Raw genomic sequence first — 17,720 nt, forward strand, 5'->3', positions numbered from 1 at the left:
TCTTCGGCCTCCCGGAGAGAGCCGTACGTCACATCCGCGTGTTAAATCTAAAGGTCGTTGTTTACTGTGGCAAGTACTAGCCGGTCTCTGCCCCACGGGCGACCGCGAGCATCGCACCAACCTCCACCAGCTTCTGCCGCGCTCGGCCCCGGCGTCGCCCTTCGACACGTTCGTACCGGTCGATCCGCTTCCAGCCGTCGAAACCGAACGACTCCGGACACCGCGAGTGCACGACCTCCGCCAACTCGTCACCTGGTCGGCTCGGTTTCGGAAGAAGCGCACGTTGATGGTCGGCTACGAGCGCGTCGACGGTCTCGGCGGCGCAGTATCGATTGGTACCGATCACCCCGGTCGGCCCCCGCTTGATCCACCCGGCGACATACACCCCCGGCACCGGACGCTCGTCCACCGGATCGAACACGCGGCCTGCAACGTTGGGGACCGTGCCGCGTTTCGAGTCGAACGGCAACCCCGGCACGGGAGCACCGCGGTAGCCGACCGAACGCAGTACGAACGAGGCCTCGAGATCCTCTTCGCCTCCGTCCATCCGGGTGGACGCGATCCGTAGACCTTCGACGTGACTGTCACCGAGGATCTCGACGGGCGTCCCGTGGAACCTCAGAGTGATCTTCCGCCGACCCGGTCGAGGAGAGCGGCGTGCGTAGTCGGCCAGCGTCCGCAACTTGAACGGGGCATCGTCGGAAGCGTCGTATCCGCCGTGAATGCTCACCTCGACCTCCTGCAACGCTCCCAGCGCTATCAGCTCGGGTGTGGTGAACGCTGCATGCTCCGGCCCTCGGCGTCCGAGGACCACGACTTCTTCGATAGTGCTGCGCCGAAGTGCATCCAGGGCATGTTCGGCGATATCACCTGGGACGAGCCGGTCGGGATCGCACGCCAGTATCCGTGCCACGTCCAACGCCACATTGCCGTTTCCGATCACCACGACACGTCGCCCCGACAGATCGAAGGTGCGACCCGCGGAGTCCGGATGTCCGTTGTACCAGGCGACGAATTCGCGTGCAGCAAAACTCCCCGGCAGATCTTCGCCCGGGATGCCGAGCTTGCGATCGTCGGACGCACCGCTCGCGTAGATCACCGCGTGGTGATGATCGAGCAGCTCGTCGACACTGATATCCCGACCGATCTCCACGCCGAGGAAGGCACGGAAACCGTTGCGGCCGGCAGTGCGGGAGAAGACCCGCTCGACGGCCTTCGTGGTCTGGTGATCCGGAGCCACCCCGAACCGGACGAGCCCACCGCCCACCGGGAGCCGCTCGAACATGGAGACGTCGACGTCGACGTCGCGCCGAGTCAGCAACTCTTCGGCCGCATAGAAGGCGGAGGGACCGGACCCGACAATCGCCACCTTCAGCGGACCGGGCCGGGGCGCCGTGACGACAGGTTCGGCCGGCACTTCGCGCGAGCCGGACACGGTCGGGTTGCCCAGGAAGTACGCGGCATTGAGATCCTTGTAGATCTCGGCTTCCGGGGTGAGGTCGCTGTCAGGAACGATCGCGTCGACCGGACACACGTCGGCGCAGGCCCCGCAGTCGATGCAGGCGGCCGGATCGATGTAGAGCATCTCGGTGCGCTGGTACTGCGCTTCGTCGGGAGTCGGGTGAATGCAGTTCACCGGACACACCGCGACACACGTCGCGTCGTTGCAGCAGGCTTGGGTAACTACGTAGGTCATGGGCACTCCGGTTGATCGTATGGTTCCGAACTTTGCTCCGGTGGGAGGAAGCGGTCGCCGTAACGGCCTGCAAGCTCGCGGGCACGAGCGGTGAACCCGTCCTCGCCACCCGGATAGGAACGCCGGAACGACAGAACCCCACCCGTGTGCGCGGGGAACCCGATGCCGAGAACAGATCCCGTGTCGGCGTCGGACTCGGATCCCACGACACCTTCGCCGAGACAGCGCAGCGCCTCGAAAACCTCGACGAACAACAACCGGTCGCGCATATCGCTCAGTGGAATATCCCGTGCAGGCCCGAACACCTCACGAAGAGCGGGCCACAATCCCAAGCGCTTGCCATCCGAGTCGTACTCGTAGAAACCCTGACCGTCCGACCTGCCCCCGCGACCGCATTCGTCGATCATCCGGTCGCGGACGCTGTCTGCTTCGCTCCCCCGCCACCTCCCGCCGTCCGCCTCGACAGCTAGACGGTTCTCGCACTGCACCGCGCGGTTGAGCGTCAACGTGATCTCGTCGAGCAAGTGGAGCGGCGGCACCGGATATCCGGCGGCGGTCGCTGCGCGCTCGACAAGGCCCGGATCGATTCCCTCCCCGACCGCGACCAATGCCTCGTCGAGATAGCGCTCCATCACACGGCTGGTGAAGAACCCCCGACTATCACCCACCACGATCGGTACCTTCCCGAGCATCCGCGCGAACGCCAGTGACGCCGCGACGGTGGCCTGTGATGTACCCGATCCGACGATCGTCTCCACCAACGACATCCGGTCGGCGGGCGAGAAGAAGTGCATCCCGAGGAAGCACTGCGGGCGTTGTAGCTTCGAGGAGAGAATGGCGATCGGCAGGGTCGACGTCGTCGACGCAAGCACCGTAGGAGCCTCGGTGACTGCCTCGACCATCTGCAGCACCTGTTGTTTGACGGCGACGTTCTCTGCGACCGCCTCGATCACCAGCGCGGACGCCCACAGATCCGTGACGCACTCGGTGGGCGTGATGCGCCCGAGCAAGGCCTGCGACATCCGTCTGTTCGAGGTCCCCGCATTTCGCGCATGAGCTTCCCGCCGGTCGGCGTACGACTTGCCTCGGCGCGCATTCTCAAGAGTTCGCGCCCACAGCACGACGTCGGCTCCGGCCCGCGCGCAGGTGTAGGCGATGGCCGCGCCCATCATCCCGGCGCCGACGACGCCGATCGTGGTGCCCGCCAGGCTCTCGGACCTCTCACTCGACACCGCAGGCCCGATCCGTGCTCGTACGGTCCTGACCGACGTGTCAGCGTGCATCGGCAGGTACCTCCCGTTCGATAGCAACCGGCAGCCCGATCGTCGCCGGCATCACGTCGCCGGCATCACGTCGCCGAGTGAATCGGATCACATCGACCGCAGTGGGGAATAATCTAATCCCAGTAGATTCTCGGCGCAAGACCCGATTCCTGCCGCAACCTCGGCGCCGGGGTTTACAGGTAAAACTACGTCAGTTAGATTTAGAGGCGTTGATCCGCAGCACACACGTTCGCAAGCCGGTGACCACACGGTAGCCGGGCGCGTCCACGAGACTGGAGGAGATGCAATGACCGAGGTCGGAGCACCCCGCGAGCAACGCATTCGCCGGGCCCTGGATCACCTGCGCAACGACACGACGGACGAGTTCGACCACATCACCTGGTTTCAGCCGGAGGAATTCACCGATCCGGCCATAGCCAAGCGAGAGCGTGACCTCATCTTCGGACGGGTTCCCTCGATCGTCGCGCATGGTTCCGAGATCCCCCGCTCCGGCGACTTCTTCACCCTGCAGATGCCGCGGAACAACATCATTGTCGTCCGCCAGCGCGACGGTGGCGTCAAGACATTCGTCAACCTGTGCCGGCATCGGGGCGCCCTCCTCGAGAAGGAGGAGAAGGGCCGCTGCCGCCTGTTCTCCTGCCCGTACCACCGGTGGTCGTACGACACGGACGGCACCCTGCGGACGATCACCCGTGACAACACCTTCGGGGAAACCGACACCACGAGCATGGGCCTCGTCGAACTGCCGACCGAGGAGCGCCACGGTTTCATCTGGGTCGTCGACGAGGCGAACGCCGAGATCGACGTGGCCGGCTGGCTCGGGAAAGAGATGGATGCAATTCTGTCCGGGTACGACCTCGATTCCAAGATCGCCGTCCAGTCCGAGGGATTCGACGAGCCGGTCAACTGGAAGATCATGCAGGACGCCTTTCTCGACGGGTACCACATCCAGTACGCCCACCCAACACTGCCGCCAAGCACATCCACACCAACGTGATGGCGTTCGAGGACTTCGGCAGGCACTGCCGCTTCATCGCCCCGCGTAAGTCGATCGATCGGTGGATCGAGGAAGACCCCGGCGACCGAAGCCTGGCCAAGGACATCACGGAAACCCACTTCCTGCTTCCCAACAGCACCCTGCTGCGGCAGCCGGATCACTTCCAGCTCCTCACCTTCCGGCCCCACCCCACCGATCCGCAGCGCTGCCGCATGGAGATGCGTCTGATCGTGCCACCAGTGGCGGACACCGAGATGACCGAGGAGAAGTGGACTCGCCTGTGGAACAAGAACTGGGAGATTCTGCTCGCAGTTCTTCATGCCGAGGACTTCCCACTCCTGCGGGACTCCCAGCACGGTATGACGAGCGCGAACGCCGGACGGATGGTGCTGGGCCAGAACGAGGTTGCCAACCAGGTGTTCCGGCGTGAGACCCAGAAACTGCTGGCAACGAACTGACAAACACACGATGTGCAGGTCGCCTGACGGGCGTCCCGCATCAGGAGGAAAAACATGCAGAGCGATCTCTTCGACCGGGACCACGAGTTGTTCCGCGAATCCGTCCGTGGATTCATCGACAAGCACGTGGTTCCCCAACTCGAGAAATGGGATGCGGATCGCCTGATCGATCGTGAGACCTGGCTGGCGGCGGGCCGCCAGGGCCTGCTCGGACTACCCGTCCCCGAGGCGTACGGCGGGCCCGGTGAACTCGACTACCGCTTCCGGTTCGTGATCCAGCAGGAAATCGCCCGAGTCGGCGCATCGGCTCTGCAGTCCGGGTTCTCCACGAACGACGACATCGTCCTCAACTACCTTCTCCGTCACGCCGACGAAGACCAGCGCCGACGGTGGTTGCCGGGATTCGTCACCGGTGAAACCATCGGTGCGATCGCCATGAGTGAGCCTGCCGCGGGCAGCGACCTGCGTGCCATCCAGACCACTGCCGTCGCCGACGGCGACACCTGGGTGATCAACGGGTCCAAAACCTTCATCACCAGCGGCATCCTCGCCGACATTGTGATCGTATTCGCGAAGACAGATCCCTCTGCCGGCTCCCGCGGCTTCAGCCTCTTCGTCGTCGAGGACGGAACGCCGGGATTCAGCCGAGGCCGCAAACTGGACAAGCTCGGTCTGCACGCGCAGGACACGGCCGAGTTGTTCTTCGAGGACGTACGTATCCCGAAGGAGAATCTGCTCGGTGAGGTGGGCTCCGGCTTCGCGTATCTGATGCAGAGTCTTCCCCTCGAACGACTCGGCATCGGCATCGCCGCACAGGTCTCGGCCGAGGCAGTTCTCGGCTGGACGCTCGACTACGTCAAGGAACGCACCGCCTTCGGCAAGCGTATCGGCGATTTCCAGGGCATGGGCTTCTCACTCGCCGAACTTCAGACGGCCGTCGAGGTGTCGCGTGCGTACGTCGATCGGTGCGTGCGTGAACACAACGCCGGCACCCTCACCGCCGTCGACGCCGCGAAGGCCAAGCTCTGGGCTACCGAACTGCAAGGCCGGGTGATCGATGCCGGCGTCCAATTCCACGGCGGCTACGGCTACATGATGGAGTACCCCGTCGCGAAGGCGTACATCGACGCTCGAATCCAACGGATCTACGGCGGTACCAACGAGATCATGAAGGAAATCATCCATCGCGATCTGATGAAGGCCTGATCGAATCCGGGCAGGCGAAACGGGTGCGGCTGACGATTCTCGGCCGCACCCGTTTCGCCGCTCTCGCCCTTGTCGCCCGTCGAGAACCTAGACTCCTTAGATAAGTAGCCGATTGCCCGCAGTCGCGGAAGAGGAGTGGGACGAGATGGGTGTAGTCGCGCGCGGGGTGGCAGTGTGCAGTCTCCTGGCTGTACGCCAACTGGGCGATGTACTCACCACAGCTGAAAGCGGACGGCTATTGCATCTTCGGCCTGAACTACGGTGAACCAAACACCGGACCGTTCAATCAGACCGGGGACATGCGCGTGTCCGCGCAACAGTTCGGTAACTACGTCGAGGAAGTTCTCGCCGCCACCGGCGCGGACAGGATCGACATCGTCGGGCATTCGCAGGGCAGGCTCGTGCAATCTCCTCGCCTGACACCCCCAGGCCAAAGATCTCGTCGGACGCGCGATTCCCGCGGTCGACGGCGGCACCGCAGGTTCGGCGTTTGTCTTAGAAACCGGCGTCGACGGAATGACCCGGCCGGAAGTCGAATACGCCACTGTCACTTCCCGGTCCGATCTTGTCGTGCAACTGAGCGAGTCTCAGCTACCACCCGGACCGAACGTCTCCCACGTCGTGGTCCAAGATTCCTGCGCCGAGAACCTGACCAATCACGGGACCATGGTCTATGACGACATCACTCTGCGTATCGTCCGGAATCTCCTGGAGCCGGCGGCGGCCGTCGCGCCCAGCTGTCATGCGTTGCGCCACTGCCCTGAACGTCAATTCTTCCCCGAGGGGATCCCATGGCCCGGATCACCTCGACGTTGATGCCGGTGAGCTGTGACTGGTTGCTGAGGGGGTCGTAACCGTCCGTGCCGGTGGGCGCGAGCCGGTTGACGTTCACACCCGGGTTGCGCCTCGCCACGTCCAGCCCTCGGGCCGTGCCCTGCCCCCAGCCGTGCGTCATCGCCACGACACCCGGCCGGAGGGTGTCGTCGCAGACCAGAACCGCCTCGATTTCGCCGTGACGGTTGCGCACAGTGACGTCGTCGCCCTCTACGAGGCCCCGGCACCGCGCGTCGTCCGGGTTCATCCACAACGGATTGCTCTGATGGACAACCTGTTTGAACACCGGAAGGTTGTGCAGCCAGCTGTTGACCATGTAGTGGGTGCGCCGGGTGATCAGCTTGAGTTGGTCGGCGGGTTCCGCGGCCAGCTCCTCGAGAATTCGTTCGGCGGTGTCGTACGAGCGCTGAAACAGTGCGGGGCAGCAGTCGATCAGTCCGTCGTCGTGCTGGACCGCGATGCTGAACACGTGCGCGGGATCGGCCTCCGGCAGCACCGCGGTCTGGCAGGGCATCGTCGCGAGAAGGTCGATACTCAGACCCGAGTCCCGCATCATCGCGTCGACCGCGGCGAACGGATTCGGGTCCGGGTCGTCCAGCAGGGTCGGGACGCCCATCTCTTGTTGGATGCGGGACAGAATCCACCAGTCGTCGCGGCGCTCCCCCTTCGCCGGCACGACGGCGGGCGTGTACTGCACATAGGGCTCCATCGCGACGCCCATCGTGTTGAGGAAGTTGATGTCCTCCCGTTCCAGCCAGTCCGTCGCGGGCAGTACATAGTCCGCCATCTCGCCGGTGACCGTGCGATACAGATCGACGGTCACGATCAGGTCCAACTGCTCGAACGCACGGCGCAGGCGGCCGTCCCCGCCGACCGACAGCAGCGGGTTGCCCGACACCACGATCAGTGCGCGGATCGGGTCGTCGGGGTTCTCGATGAACTCCGGGAGGAGCGCGGCGGGGAGGTCCCCGCTGACGGTGCGCATCTCACCGAAGGGACCGTCGTAAAAGGGGTCCTCCCGCTTGCGCTTCGAGCCCTGCACGACATCGGCGACACCGCGGGAGTAGATATTGCCGCCGCGTCTACCGAGGTTGCCGGAGAACAGGCTCACCATGGTGAGCATCCAATAGGCCAGGGTGCCCTGCCGGCCCTGGTTCACGCCGGTCGCCATGTAGATGCTCGCGCTCGGCGCCGCGCAGAAGTCGGTGGCGACCTGCCGGATCGTGTCGGCGTCGATACCGGTGACCGCGGCGATCCGGTCGACGGGATACTGCCGGACGAAGTCGAGCAGTTCGTCGACGCGTCGCGCGTGACGTTCCACGACGTCCCGGTCGTACCCGATCCGGAACACGATCTCGTGCAGAACTCCGGCGAGGAAGTAGAAGTCGGTATCCGGCTTGATCAGCAGCACCTCACCGGTCTCCGGTGACGACGACTCGATGCGGCGCGGATTGACGAACAGCACGGTTCCGCCGCGCTTGTTCACAGCGCGGATCTTGGCCATCGGATCCGAGATGTGGATCAGCGTCATGTGCGAGACCTGCGGGTTGCTGCCGAGGCACAGGAAGTAGTCCGTGTGCAGCAGGTCGGGAATCGGATGCGCCATCGACGCGCCGTAGATCGCCTCACTCGCCGCATATTTGGCCGATGTGTCCTGCGTTCCCGCACTAAAGCGCATCCGGGTGTCGAAGCCGCGGGCGAGCGTGGCGGCGTTCGCGTAATAGGCTCCGTTGAACGCCGACGGGTTGCCCTGATAGACGGCGAGGGCGCTGCGGCCGTACTTCTTCCGTATTTCCTGGCACCTGCCGGCGATCTCGCGCGCCGCGACATCCCAGTCGACGGGTTCGAAGTCGCCGCGTTCTTCGCTCCGCGGATTGGTCCTCTTCAGCGGCCGGTCGAGCCGGTCCGGATCGGAGTGGACCTGCAGGTAGTGCACGCCCTTGTGGCAGGAGAACCCTTGGTGCACGGGATGATCCCGGTCCGGCTGCAACCGGACCACCTCGCCGTCCCGGACGTCGGCGAGCAGGCCGCATCCCGGTTCGCAGATGCGGCAGAACGTGTGCACCTGGGTCGTGTCCTTCGGGGTCATCGGACTGCCACTCCCGCGACGACAGCCGCCTGCCCGGCGTCGACGATCTTGATGCGGGGCCTGCCTGCCTCGCGGCCGCGCTCGCGCTCGAAGCGGTCGATCGCGCGCCAGTCCGCACCGCCGAGCGCGTCGGGTCGGCGTTCGCGCACCAGCGCCGCCAGGTCTGCGGAGGTCCCGGTCGGGGCGGGGAGCAGTCCGGCACGGTGATCGGCGAGGAGGGCCTCGACGGTCTCCGCCGCGCAGTAGCGATTGGTGCCGATCACCCCGGTCGCGCCGCGCTTGATCCAGCCAGCCACGTAGTGGCCGGCCACGGCCTGCCCCGTGTCGGGCAGGGTGACGCGGCCCGACACATTCGCGACGGTTCCGGCGGCCTCGTCGAACGGGAGGCCGGCGATCGGCAGTCCGCGGTACCCGACCGCCCGCAGTACCAGACCACACTCGATCCGGTCCTCGGTGCCTGCGTCGGTGCCGGTCACGATCAGGGCGGCGGTACGCCCGTCCCCTACCACCTCCTGCGGAGTGGTGCCGAAGCGCAGCACGATGCGCTTGTTCCCCGGTGTCGGCTCCCGCCGGGAGTAGTCGGCCAGGATCCGCAGCTTGGTCGGCGCGTCCGGACCTGTCGGAACCGGGCCGTCGACGAGGACTTCGATCCCGGGCAGCGAGCCGAGCGCGAGCAGTTCCGGGGTGGTGCAGGCCGCGTGCTCGGGTCCCCGTCGGCCGAGCACCACCACCTCCTCGATCCGGCTGTCGGACAGTGCGGTCAGGGCGTGATCGGCGATATCGGTGCGGCGCAGGGTCTCCACGTCGGAGACGAGGATACGGGCGACGTCGAGCGCGACGTTCCCGTTGCCGACCACGACGGCGCGGGACGCGGTGAGGTCGAAGACGCGATCGGCGTGATCGGGGTGACCGTTGTACCAGGCGACGAACTCCCTGGCGGCGTAGCTGCCCGGCAGGTCCTCGCCGGGAATGCCGAGGCGCCGGTCACCCGCTGCGCCGGACGCGTGGATCACCGCGTGGTGGTGGGCCAGCACCTCGTCGATCGTCACATCCTTCCCGACCTCGACGCCGAGATGGAACGTGAAGCCGTCACGACGCGCGGTGCGGCCGAACACCCGGTCGACCGTCTTCGTGTGCCAGTGGTCGGGCGCGACGCCGAACCGCACGAGTCCGCCGGCCACGGGCAGCCGTTCGAACATGGTGACCTCGGCGGCGATGTCGCGTCGGGCCAGCAGCTCCTCGGCGGCGTAGAACGCGGACGGTCCGGATCCGACGATCGCCACTCGCATCGCCGGGGGGTCGGCGACGCCGGCGGTCGCGAGGGCGAGCGGAAGCGGCTGCACGTGCGCGCCTGGCGCAATGCTGCGTGGATTGCGCTGGAAGTACTCGGCATTGATGTCCCGGTACCGGTCGATGTCGGGGGCGGGTGCGTCGCCGGGGACGATCGCATCCACGGGGCACACGTCGGAGCAGGCGCCGCAGTCGATGCAGGCGCCCGGGTCGATGTACAGCATCTCGGTGCGCTGGTACTCCCGCTCCGCGGGGGTCGGGTGGATGCAGTCGACCGGGCAGACCGCGACACAGGTCGCGTCGTTACAGCAGTTCTGGGTGACCACGTACGCCATCAGGGATGCTCCTCGCTCGTGCGCGTCACCGTGACCGGGACGCCGTTGAAGATCGGGGACGCCGTGAGCGCCTCGAGGTCGGTGGTGTCGTCCACCAGGGCGTTGTAGTTGCTGCCGGGGACCGAGGCCGACCGGGAGGTCCGCAGGCCCGGCCCGTCGTGGCCCCACCCGTGCGGCATGCTCACCACACCGGGGCGCAGCGTGTCGTCGATCCGCAGTTCGGCCGTCACGGTGGTGACCTTGGACGTGACCGCGACCCGGTCGCCGTTCACCAGACCCTGCTCGGCCGCGTCGGGTGGGCTGATCAGCAGCGCACACTGGCCGCCGTCCGTCTGCGGCAGCGCGTTGTGCAGCCACGAATTCATGCCGCGACGCTGACGCCGGTTGATCAGCAGCAGATCCGGTGCTGCCCTCGTGACGCTCGCTCGCAGCCGCGGCAGATCGGAGACGACCATGTCCGGCATCAGGTCGATCCGCCCATCCGGTGTGCGCAGCACCTCCGGGACACGCGGCGCCAGCGGCCCGTAGTCGATGCCGTCCGGGTTGTCCTCCAGCAGTGCGAGAGTCAACCCGTCCGGGTCGAGCCCGAACCGGTCACCGTAGGGTCCGCTGCGCAGACGCAGGTCCAGCAGTCGCTGCGGGCCGCGGCGGCTGGCCACGGCGTCCATCACCCGTCCCGTTTCGCAGCCGACGAGGTTCGCGGCGCGCCGGGCCGCGACGGCGGCCACCTCGTCGTCGATCTCGCCGACCGGACGGTCCGGCGTTCCCTTCGCGATCGCGGCCAGCCGCAGCAGGATTTGCCACTCCGCCATCTCGCCGTCGGCGAGGTCCAGCAAGGGTGGGGTGTAGCGGGCGACGTTCCGAATCTGGAAGTGCGCGAGCGTGACGTCGTGGTGGCCTCGGGTTGTTACCGGGGGCGGGGGCAGAATCACGTCGGCATGGCGGGTGGTCTCGTTGAGATAGCAGTCCACCGACACCATGAACTCGAGCACACCGAGCGCGTCCTCGATCGCGCCGCTGTTGGGCAGGGACCGGGCGGGGTTCCCGGCGAGGGTGATCAGCGCCCGGGTGCGGCCCGGCCCGGGCGTGAGGATCTCCTCGGCGAAACATACCGCGGGCAGCTCCCCCATCGCCTCCGGCAGGCCGCGTACCCGGGACCGCCACCGGTCGAACATCAACTTCGGCGTCCTGGTCACCGGCCAGGTGTTCTGCCCGCCCGCGGGCGGCAATGCGAACATCGCCCCTCCGGGCCGGTCCAGGTTGCCGGTGACGATCGTGAGCACCTCGACGAGCCAGTTCGCGAGAGTGCCGAACTCCTGCATGCAGGTACCGATCCGCGAATGCGCCACCGCCACAGCTGCTCCCGCGAACCCACGAGCCACTGAGCGGATCACGTCGGCGTCGATCCCGCACGCCGCGGCAACGGCGTCGGGCTCGAATTCCGCCGCCATCGCGAGGGCGGCGCCGAGGCCGTCCACCACGTCCGGCACCCGCCCGGGTCTGGACAGTCCCTCGGACGCGATCACGGACAGCACGCCGAGCAAAAACAAGGCGTCGGTGCCGGGGCGGATCGGCACGTGCAGATCCGCGACCTCGGCGGTGCGGGTGCGTACCGGGTCCACCACGACGAGGGTGCCGCCCCGCTCGCGCAGCGCCTGCAGCCGGTGGTGGATTCCCGGTGCGGTGACGGTACTGCCGTTGGACACCATCGGATTCGAGCCGAGGATCAGCAGGTAGTCGGTGCGGTCGAGGTCGGGCAGACTCATCCCCAGCCCGGTGCCGTACAGCAGCATGTGCGCGAGGTTCTTCGGCCAGGTGTCGACGCTCGCCGGCGAGTAGATGTTCCGGGTGCCGACGGCGCCGATCAACTCACCGAGGTAGAACGTCGAATCCAGGTGGTGGGCAGCCGGATTGCCGTGGTAGATCGCGCAGCTGCCCGGATCGCCGGTGACGAACTCCGGCAGTCGCCGCTCGATCTCGCCGAACGCTTCGTCCCAGGTGGCCTCGCGGAATCCGCCGCCCGCGGTGCGCAGGAGCGGTGTCCGGATCCGGTCGGGGTCGTTCTCGATGCGGCCGAGGCCGAGGCCTTTCGCGCAGCTGTGCCCGCCGCTCAGCACGTCGTCGGGGTTCGGTGCGACCCGCACGATGGTGCGCCGGTCGAGCTCGACGAGTAGCCCGCAGGTCGACTCGCACAGTGGGCAGATGCGATGTCCGGCTTTCGGTTCGGCGATGGTCATGAGAGTTCCTCCTCGGGTGCGACCGCCCCGACCGCGACGGGCACGGCGGTCATGGTCGGCATCGCGTTGATCGCCTGCACTCCGGCACCGGTTCCGGTCAGCGCGTTCACGTTCACCCCGGCGTCGTCCCGCGGGTCGACGCTGCCGAAACAGTGCGTCATCGACACGGTGCCGCGGGCGAGGGTGCGGTCCGCCCGCGCGGTCGCGCGCAGGCGTCCTGCCGCCGAGCGCACGGTCACTACCTGTCCGTCTGTGATCCCGAGTGCGGTCAGGTCGTCCGGGTGCAGGCTTGCCGGGTTGGTGCCGCCCGGAACGAGCCCCGGAACGCGGGTGCCGGTGGAGTTCACGGCCTCGCGTATCCGGCGGACCGTGAGGAGTAGCGGAAACTGTTCTGTGACAACTCGGTCGGTCAGCGCCGCGACGAGTTCTGCGCGCACGTCCGCGGGCAACAACATCAGGCGGTGCCCGGCACCGTCCTCCGTCGCCGGACCCACCACTGCACCACTTGCCCCGGCGAGGTGTCCGTGCGGGGCGGTGACCACGTCGGCGAACGGGACGCGTCCCCGTTCGGCCATCATCGCCAGCATCTGCTCGGACGTCGGCGGCGCGTCGGGATCGAGTATGCGGCCGGCGAACTTGACCGGCTGCCCGGAGGCGGCGGCAAGGTCGAGGAAGAACCGCCAGTCGTCGACGACGCCAGGCGGCGCCGGCAGGACAGCGGGGGTGAACTGCGCGAAGGGGCGGGGGAAGAACGGTTCCATGATCGCGGTGTGATCGGCGCGTTCGTACATCGTGGTCGGCGCGATAACGTAGTGCGCGAGCCGTGCGGTGTCCGACATGCGCGGGTCTATGCACACGAGCAGGTCCAACGATCGCAATGCGCGCAATGCTTTCGCTCGGTCGGGGAGAGCCGCGGCCGGGTTGCCGCCGGATACGATCAGCGCCCGCACCCGGTCGGGGCCGGGTTCGAGGATTTCGTCGGTGAGGATGCCGGACGGCAGCTCACCGCGCATCGCCCGCACTCCACCGATGCGGCTGCGGAAACCGTGCTCGTAGGCCCGGGCGGGCGGGGCGACCTCCGCGCGGGCGGGCGCGTGCCGGGTCAGGACGGCGCGGTCGTCGGCCCGCTCCCCCTCGCGCAGGTACCGGCCGCACACCACGTTCAGAGCGGCGACGAGGTGCTCCGCGAGGTTGGAATGCGGGCCCATGCACAGCCCGGTGCCGCTCGTTGCCATCCCCCGGCTCCCGCCCGCGAATACCTGGGCCGCGGCACGGACCCGGTCGGCGGGGACGCCGCAGATCCGGTGTACGACCGTGGGAGTCACGTCGGCTACGGCGTCGACGAGTCCCGGGAGATCGGCGGTGTACCGGCGACAGAAGTCGGTGTCGTGGAGCTGTTCGGTCAGGACGACGTGGAGGAGGCCGGCGAACAGGACGGCGTCCGTTCCCGGCCGGGGCGCCAGGTGCACGTCGGCCAAGGCCGCGGTTTCGGTGTGTCGTGGGTCGACGACGATCAGCCGCAGTCCCCGTTCCCGGGCGGCCCGCAGGGTGACGGACGGGTTCTGCACCACCGCGCCGTCCCCGTCGCCGCCGTTGGCGGACACGACCGGGTTGGTACCGGCCAGCAACCACACATCGGCGTCCTCGAACCGCTGCCTGCCGCCCAGATATGTTCCCATCCGTTCGGCGACAACCCATTTCGCGGATTGGTCGATGGTCATCGTGGAGAACAGCTTGTGTGAGCCGGTCCCCCGGAACCAGGCCCGGGCCATCGGCGGGGTGAGTGCGGCGAAGTTCTGCTGCGTTCCCATGAACAGTGCGACCGCATCCGGTCCGTGGCGGTCCACGATGGTGCGCAACCGGTCCGCGATGTCGGCGGTCGCCCGCGCCACCGGCACCGGCTCGTGCGTGCCGGTGCCGGTGCGGCGCATCGAGGTGGTCAGCCGGTCCGGGCCGTGGGCCAGATCGCCGCCGCGGCGTCCCTTGGGGCAGGTGTAACCACCGGAGATCGGGTGCTGTGCGTCTCCGAGGACCCGTGTGATCCGCCCGTCCTCGACGTCGAGCAGGACTCCGCACGAGGAGGCACACAGCCTGCAGAACGAGGTACGCCGGGACGTGACGGGTGGCATCGGTTCAGTGCGCCTCGGCCGGTGCGGCCGCCGGTTCCGCGACCCCCGCCCCGGTGCGTCCGCGCAGACGTTCTCGGACGAACAACCCGCCGAGGGTGAGGACGGCGACGGCGGTGGGCACGATCATGAGCAGGAAGATGGTGCGGGCGTCCATTCCGGCCGCAATCAGGGCGGCACCGAGGGTCGGCCCGGCGATGGATCCGATCCGCCCGACCCCCATGGCCCAGCCGATCCCGGTCGAGCGTGCCGCAACCGGGTAGATCGAGGCGGCGATCGCGATGATGCCGGCCGAACTTCCCGACATCCCGAATCCGACGATGCAGATCGTGATGAGCAGCAGGGTGGAGTTCGCCAAGAACATCGCGACGGCGCCGATGAACAGTGCCCCGAGCGTGTATCCGGCCATCACCACCGCGTAGGCGGCGTCCGAGCCCCGGGACCGCGCCCATGCGGTGCCGACCCGGTCGGTGATCCACCCGATGGACAGCGCGCCCGCCATACCGCCGAGGTTGAACAGCGCCGCGGCGAGGATCGCATTGGACGCGCTCTGCCCGGCCTGGCTGAACAGCGACGGCATCCACCCGAACAGGAAGTAGATCACGAGGAAGTTGATGACGAACACCACCCACAGCAGGATCGTGTCCAGTGCCCGGCCACCGGCGAAGAGTTCCCGAATCGGCGACCGGTTGGCCACCACGGCGTCCACGGTGAACGTCACCGCACCGTTGATGCCGGCCTGCGGGGCGATCGCCGAGAGGATCTTCGCGGCGCCGACGTGATCACCGCGGGCCGCGAGGAACTTGCCCGACTCCGGCAGCCCGGCCCACGCCAGCGCCGCCACGAACAGTGGGAGAACGCCGCCGGCCACGAAGATCGACTGCCACCCGTACGCCGGAATCAGTTGAGCGGCAGCGAGTCCGCCGAGGAATCCCCCGAGGGACATGCCGGCAACGACGATGGTGACCATGGTGGAGCGGCTGCGCGCGGGACTGTACTCGCTGGTCAGTGCGATCAGGTTCGGGGTGACGCCACCGAGCCCGATGCCGGCGAGGATGCGCAGCACGATCAGCACACCCACCGACGGCGCGAAGGCAGACGCGAGCGTGAATACCGAGAACAACACGGTGCACAGCAGGATCACCCGGCGCCGGCCCCACCGGTCGGCGATCGGACCGAACAGCAGGCTGCCCACGACCATCGCGCCGCTGCTGAGCGCCAGCAGCAGTCCGAACGAGGCCTTGGACAGGCCCCAGTCCTCGGACAACGCGGGAATCGCGAATCCGATCAGCTGGGCGTCCATGCCGTCGAGGATCGCGAGCGCCAGGCACAGTGCGATGGCACGCTTCTGGAGGGCCGACACCGGTGCGGTGTCGATGAGTTGGGAGATGTCGACTTCACGAGTGGGGGCCACGACGTGTATTCCTCTCGGGTGGGGGAACCGCGGGGGATGAAGCCTCGAGCTGGATGGGCAAGCCGAAGGCGTGCCTCGAAGACATGCTTCAGACCGGTGTGACGGTGCCGTCGACCGCGAGTGCGTCGGCAGGAACCTCGGGGAAACGTTGACGCAGAGACGGTTTGGCGAGCTTACCGGAGAACGTGCGCGGCAGCGGCTCGCCGAGGGCGACGGCGTGCTGGGGGCGCTTGAACTTCGCCAGGTTCTCGCCGGCGACCTCGGCGATGTCGGCGACGATGTCGGCGGCGGGACGCTCGCTGTGGAACACCACCATCGGCACCTCGCCCCACCGGTCGTCCTTGACGCCGATGACGGCGAGATCGACCAGCCCGTCGATGCCGTGCAGCGCCTTCTCGATCTCGGCGGGGTAGACGTTGAGGCCGCCGGAGATCAGCATGTCCTTGCTGCGATCGACGATCTTGAGAAATCCGCCGTCGTCCTGCATGCCGAGGTCGCCGGTGCGCAGCCACCCGTCGCCGACGGTCGCCGCGGTGGCCTCGGGCTTGTTCCAGTACTCCCGCAGCACGTGCTCGCCCCGGACCAGGATCTCGCCGACCTCACCGGCCGGGGTGTCGACTCCCGGTTCACCGATCCGGATGTGGGTGCCGACCAGCGGCAGCCCGGCAAAGCCGGGCCGCGACACGGCGTCCTCGTAGGCGAGGGTCGAGACCATGCCCGACGCCTCGGTCAGGCCGTAGCACTGGGTGAGCGGGATGCCGTGTGAACGGTAGAAGTCGAGCAAGTCCAGGCTGACCGGCGCGCCACCCGTGCCGGCGAAGGTGAACTTCGCGAGTTTGCGGGTGCCGAAGTCGGGCAGCATCGTCATCCGTTCCCAGATCACCGGGACGGTCGTGGTTGCCGTGATCTGCTCGCGCTCGAACGTGTCGAGGGCGATCTCCGGGTCGTACTCGCGCAACAGCACCATCGTCGCGCCGGGCACGACGACGAGCTGCATGAAGATCGACAGGACCGAGCCGGTGTACACCAGCGGAGCTGAGCACAACACCCGGTCCTGCTGCGAGAAGCCGAAGGTGATCGACTGCGAGATGCCGGGAGTCATCGCGTTGCGGTGGGTGATCAGCGCGCCCTTCTGCACGCCGGTGGTACCCGAGGTGTAGCAGATGAAGCCGGGGTCGTCGGCGGCGATGGCGACGACGGGCGCGGTTCCGGGGTCGATCAGCCGCTCGTACGGCGGATAGGCACTGCCCCCGATCGCGTAGGTCTCGAACTCCGCCTGTTCGGTGGCGACCTCGAGCAGCGGCGCGAAGCCGTCTTCGACGATCACCACGCGCGGCGCGGAGTCGACAACCATCGGTGCCAGCTCTTTGGCGGTGAGCCGGAAGTTGAGCGGGACGCTGATCGCGCCGAGCTTGAGGGTCGCCAGGATGACGTGCGCGAGTTCGGGGCGATTGAGCATCATCACGGCAACCCGGTCGCCCTTGAGGACGCCGCGGGCCGCGAGCCCGCGGGCGAGTGCGTCGGTGATCGCGTCGACCTCGGCCCAGGTCTGCGATGTGTCCCCGAACACGATCGCCTGCTGCTGCGAACGCGTCTTACCCCAGAACCGGGTCAGGTCCGCGAGATTCATCTGTGCTCCTCGTGCTCGTCAGCCGGGTGTGACCACCCTCACTTCATGTGCGGCAAACCTAACAGTTATAGGCGAATGGCGCAATGCTCGATCCGGAAATTTCGGGCACCCCTCAGAACCGGACC

The 17,720-nt window shown here is 67.4% G+C and carries 10 protein-coding genes and 1 pseudogene; 3 read left to right on the forward strand and 8 right to left on the reverse strand.

The window, feature by feature from the left end; translation table 11 throughout:
• Positions 1 to 76: 76 nt before the first annotated feature.
• On the reverse strand, positions 77 to 1,696 hold the full coding sequence (locus tag ACLIVD_RS20775; RefSeq protein WP_491930564.1) for an FAD-dependent oxidoreductase: 1,620 nt from the start codon (positions 1,694 to 1,696) through the stop codon (positions 77 to 79).
• Positions 1,693 to 2,928 carry a 3-hydroxyacyl-CoA dehydrogenase family protein gene (locus tag ACLIVD_RS20780; protein ID WP_491930565.1) on the reverse strand — a complete coding sequence of 412 codons (1,236 nt, stop codon included), beginning with the start codon at positions 2,926 to 2,928 and terminating at the stop codon, positions 1,693 to 1,695. Before ACLIVD_RS20780 ends, ACLIVD_RS20775 begins: the two co-directional genes overlap by 4 nt.
• A 337-nt stretch (positions 2,929 to 3,265) precedes the next feature.
• Here ACLIVD_RS20780 and ACLIVD_RS20785 point away from each other — a divergent pair.
• The 3 genes and pseudogenes from ACLIVD_RS20785 (at position 3,266) to ACLIVD_RS20795 (ending at position 6,317) form a co-directional block, all read left to right on the forward strand.
• Positions 3,266 to 4,434: pseudogene (locus ACLIVD_RS20785) on the forward strand (aromatic ring-hydroxylating oxygenase subunit alpha).
• A gap of 54 nt (positions 4,435 to 4,488) precedes the next feature.
• Positions 4,489 to 5,640, forward strand: coding sequence for an acyl-CoA dehydrogenase family protein (locus ACLIVD_RS20790; protein WP_283352071.1), 1,152 nt, complete (start codon positions 4,489 to 4,491; stop codon positions 5,638 to 5,640).
• A 206-nt stretch (positions 5,641 to 5,846) separates the two neighbouring features.
• Positions 5,847 to 6,317 (forward strand): esterase/lipase family protein, encoded by a 471-nt coding sequence (locus ACLIVD_RS20795; RefSeq protein WP_477956021.1) that lies wholly within the window; start codon positions 5,847 to 5,849, stop codon positions 6,315 to 6,317.
• 5 nt (positions 6,318 to 6,322) lie between these two features.
• On the opposite strand, the gene ACLIVD_RS20800 is transcribed toward ACLIVD_RS20795, so the two are convergent.
• The 6 genes from ACLIVD_RS20800 to ACLIVD_RS20825 form a co-directional block, all read right to left on the reverse strand.
• Positions 6,323 to 8,563: a molybdopterin-containing oxidoreductase family protein gene (locus ACLIVD_RS20800; protein WP_491930566.1), complete on the reverse strand. Its 2,241-nt coding sequence runs from the start codon at positions 8,561 to 8,563 to the stop codon at positions 6,323 to 6,325.
• Positions 8,560 to 10,188, reverse strand: coding sequence for an FAD-dependent oxidoreductase (locus tag ACLIVD_RS20805; RefSeq protein WP_491930567.1), 1,629 nt, complete (start codon positions 10,186 to 10,188; stop codon positions 8,560 to 8,562). Before ACLIVD_RS20805 ends, ACLIVD_RS20800 begins: the two co-directional genes overlap by 4 nt.
• On the reverse strand, positions 10,188 to 12,425 hold the full coding sequence (locus ACLIVD_RS20810) for a molybdopterin-dependent oxidoreductase (protein ID WP_491930568.1): 2,238 nt from the start codon (positions 12,423 to 12,425) through the stop codon (positions 10,188 to 10,190). The genes ACLIVD_RS20805 and ACLIVD_RS20810 overlap by 1 nt, the downstream gene beginning before the upstream one ends.
• Complete coding sequence (locus tag ACLIVD_RS20815) at positions 12,422 to 14,554, reverse strand: molybdopterin-containing oxidoreductase family protein (protein ID WP_491930569.1); 2,133 nt, start codon at positions 14,552 to 14,554, stop codon at positions 12,422 to 12,424. The genes ACLIVD_RS20810 and ACLIVD_RS20815 overlap by 4 nt, the downstream gene beginning before the upstream one ends.
• A gap of 4 nt (positions 14,555 to 14,558) precedes the next feature.
• Entirely contained in the window at positions 14,559 to 15,965 is a 1,407-nt protein-coding gene (locus ACLIVD_RS20820) for an MFS transporter (protein WP_283352065.1), read from the reverse strand.
• Between the two features lie 88 nt (positions 15,966 to 16,053).
• A complete protein-coding gene (locus ACLIVD_RS20825; RefSeq protein ID WP_283352064.1) occupies positions 16,054 to 17,595 on the reverse strand; it encodes a class I adenylate-forming enzyme family protein in 1,542 nt (513 codons plus the stop codon).
• Positions 17,596 to 17,720: the final 125 nt, after the last annotated feature.

The organism is Rhodococcus sp. G6(2025) (assembly GCF_058628105.1).

Coding starts and splice junctions, on each gene's coding strand:
- ACLIVD_RS20775 (WP_491930564.1), bottom strand. CDS start 1,696: ATGACCTACGTAGTTACCCAAGCCTGCTGCAACGACGCGACGTGTGTC.
- ACLIVD_RS20790 (WP_283352071.1), top strand. CDS start 4,489: ATGCAGAGCGATCTCTTCGACCGGGACCACGAGTTGTTCCGCGAATCC.
- ACLIVD_RS20795 (WP_477956021.1), top strand. CDS start 5,847: ATGTACTCACCACAGCTGAAAGCGGACGGCTATTGCATCTTCGGCCTG.
- ACLIVD_RS20800 (WP_491930566.1), bottom strand. CDS start 8,563: ATGACCCCGAAGGACACGACCCAGGTGCACACGTTCTGCCGCATCTGC.
- ACLIVD_RS20805 (WP_491930567.1), bottom strand. CDS start 10,188: ATGGCGTACGTGGTCACCCAGAACTGCTGTAACGACGCGACCTGTGTC.
- ACLIVD_RS20810 (WP_491930568.1), bottom strand. CDS start 12,425: ATGACCATCGCCGAACCGAAAGCCGGACATCGCATCTGCCCACTGTGC.
- ACLIVD_RS20815 (WP_491930569.1), bottom strand. CDS start 14,554: ATGCCACCCGTCACGTCCCGGCGTACCTCGTTCTGCAGGCTGTGTGCC.
- ACLIVD_RS20825 (WP_283352064.1), bottom strand. CDS start 17,595: ATGAATCTCGCGGACCTGACCCGGTTCTGGGGTAAGACGCGTTCGCAG.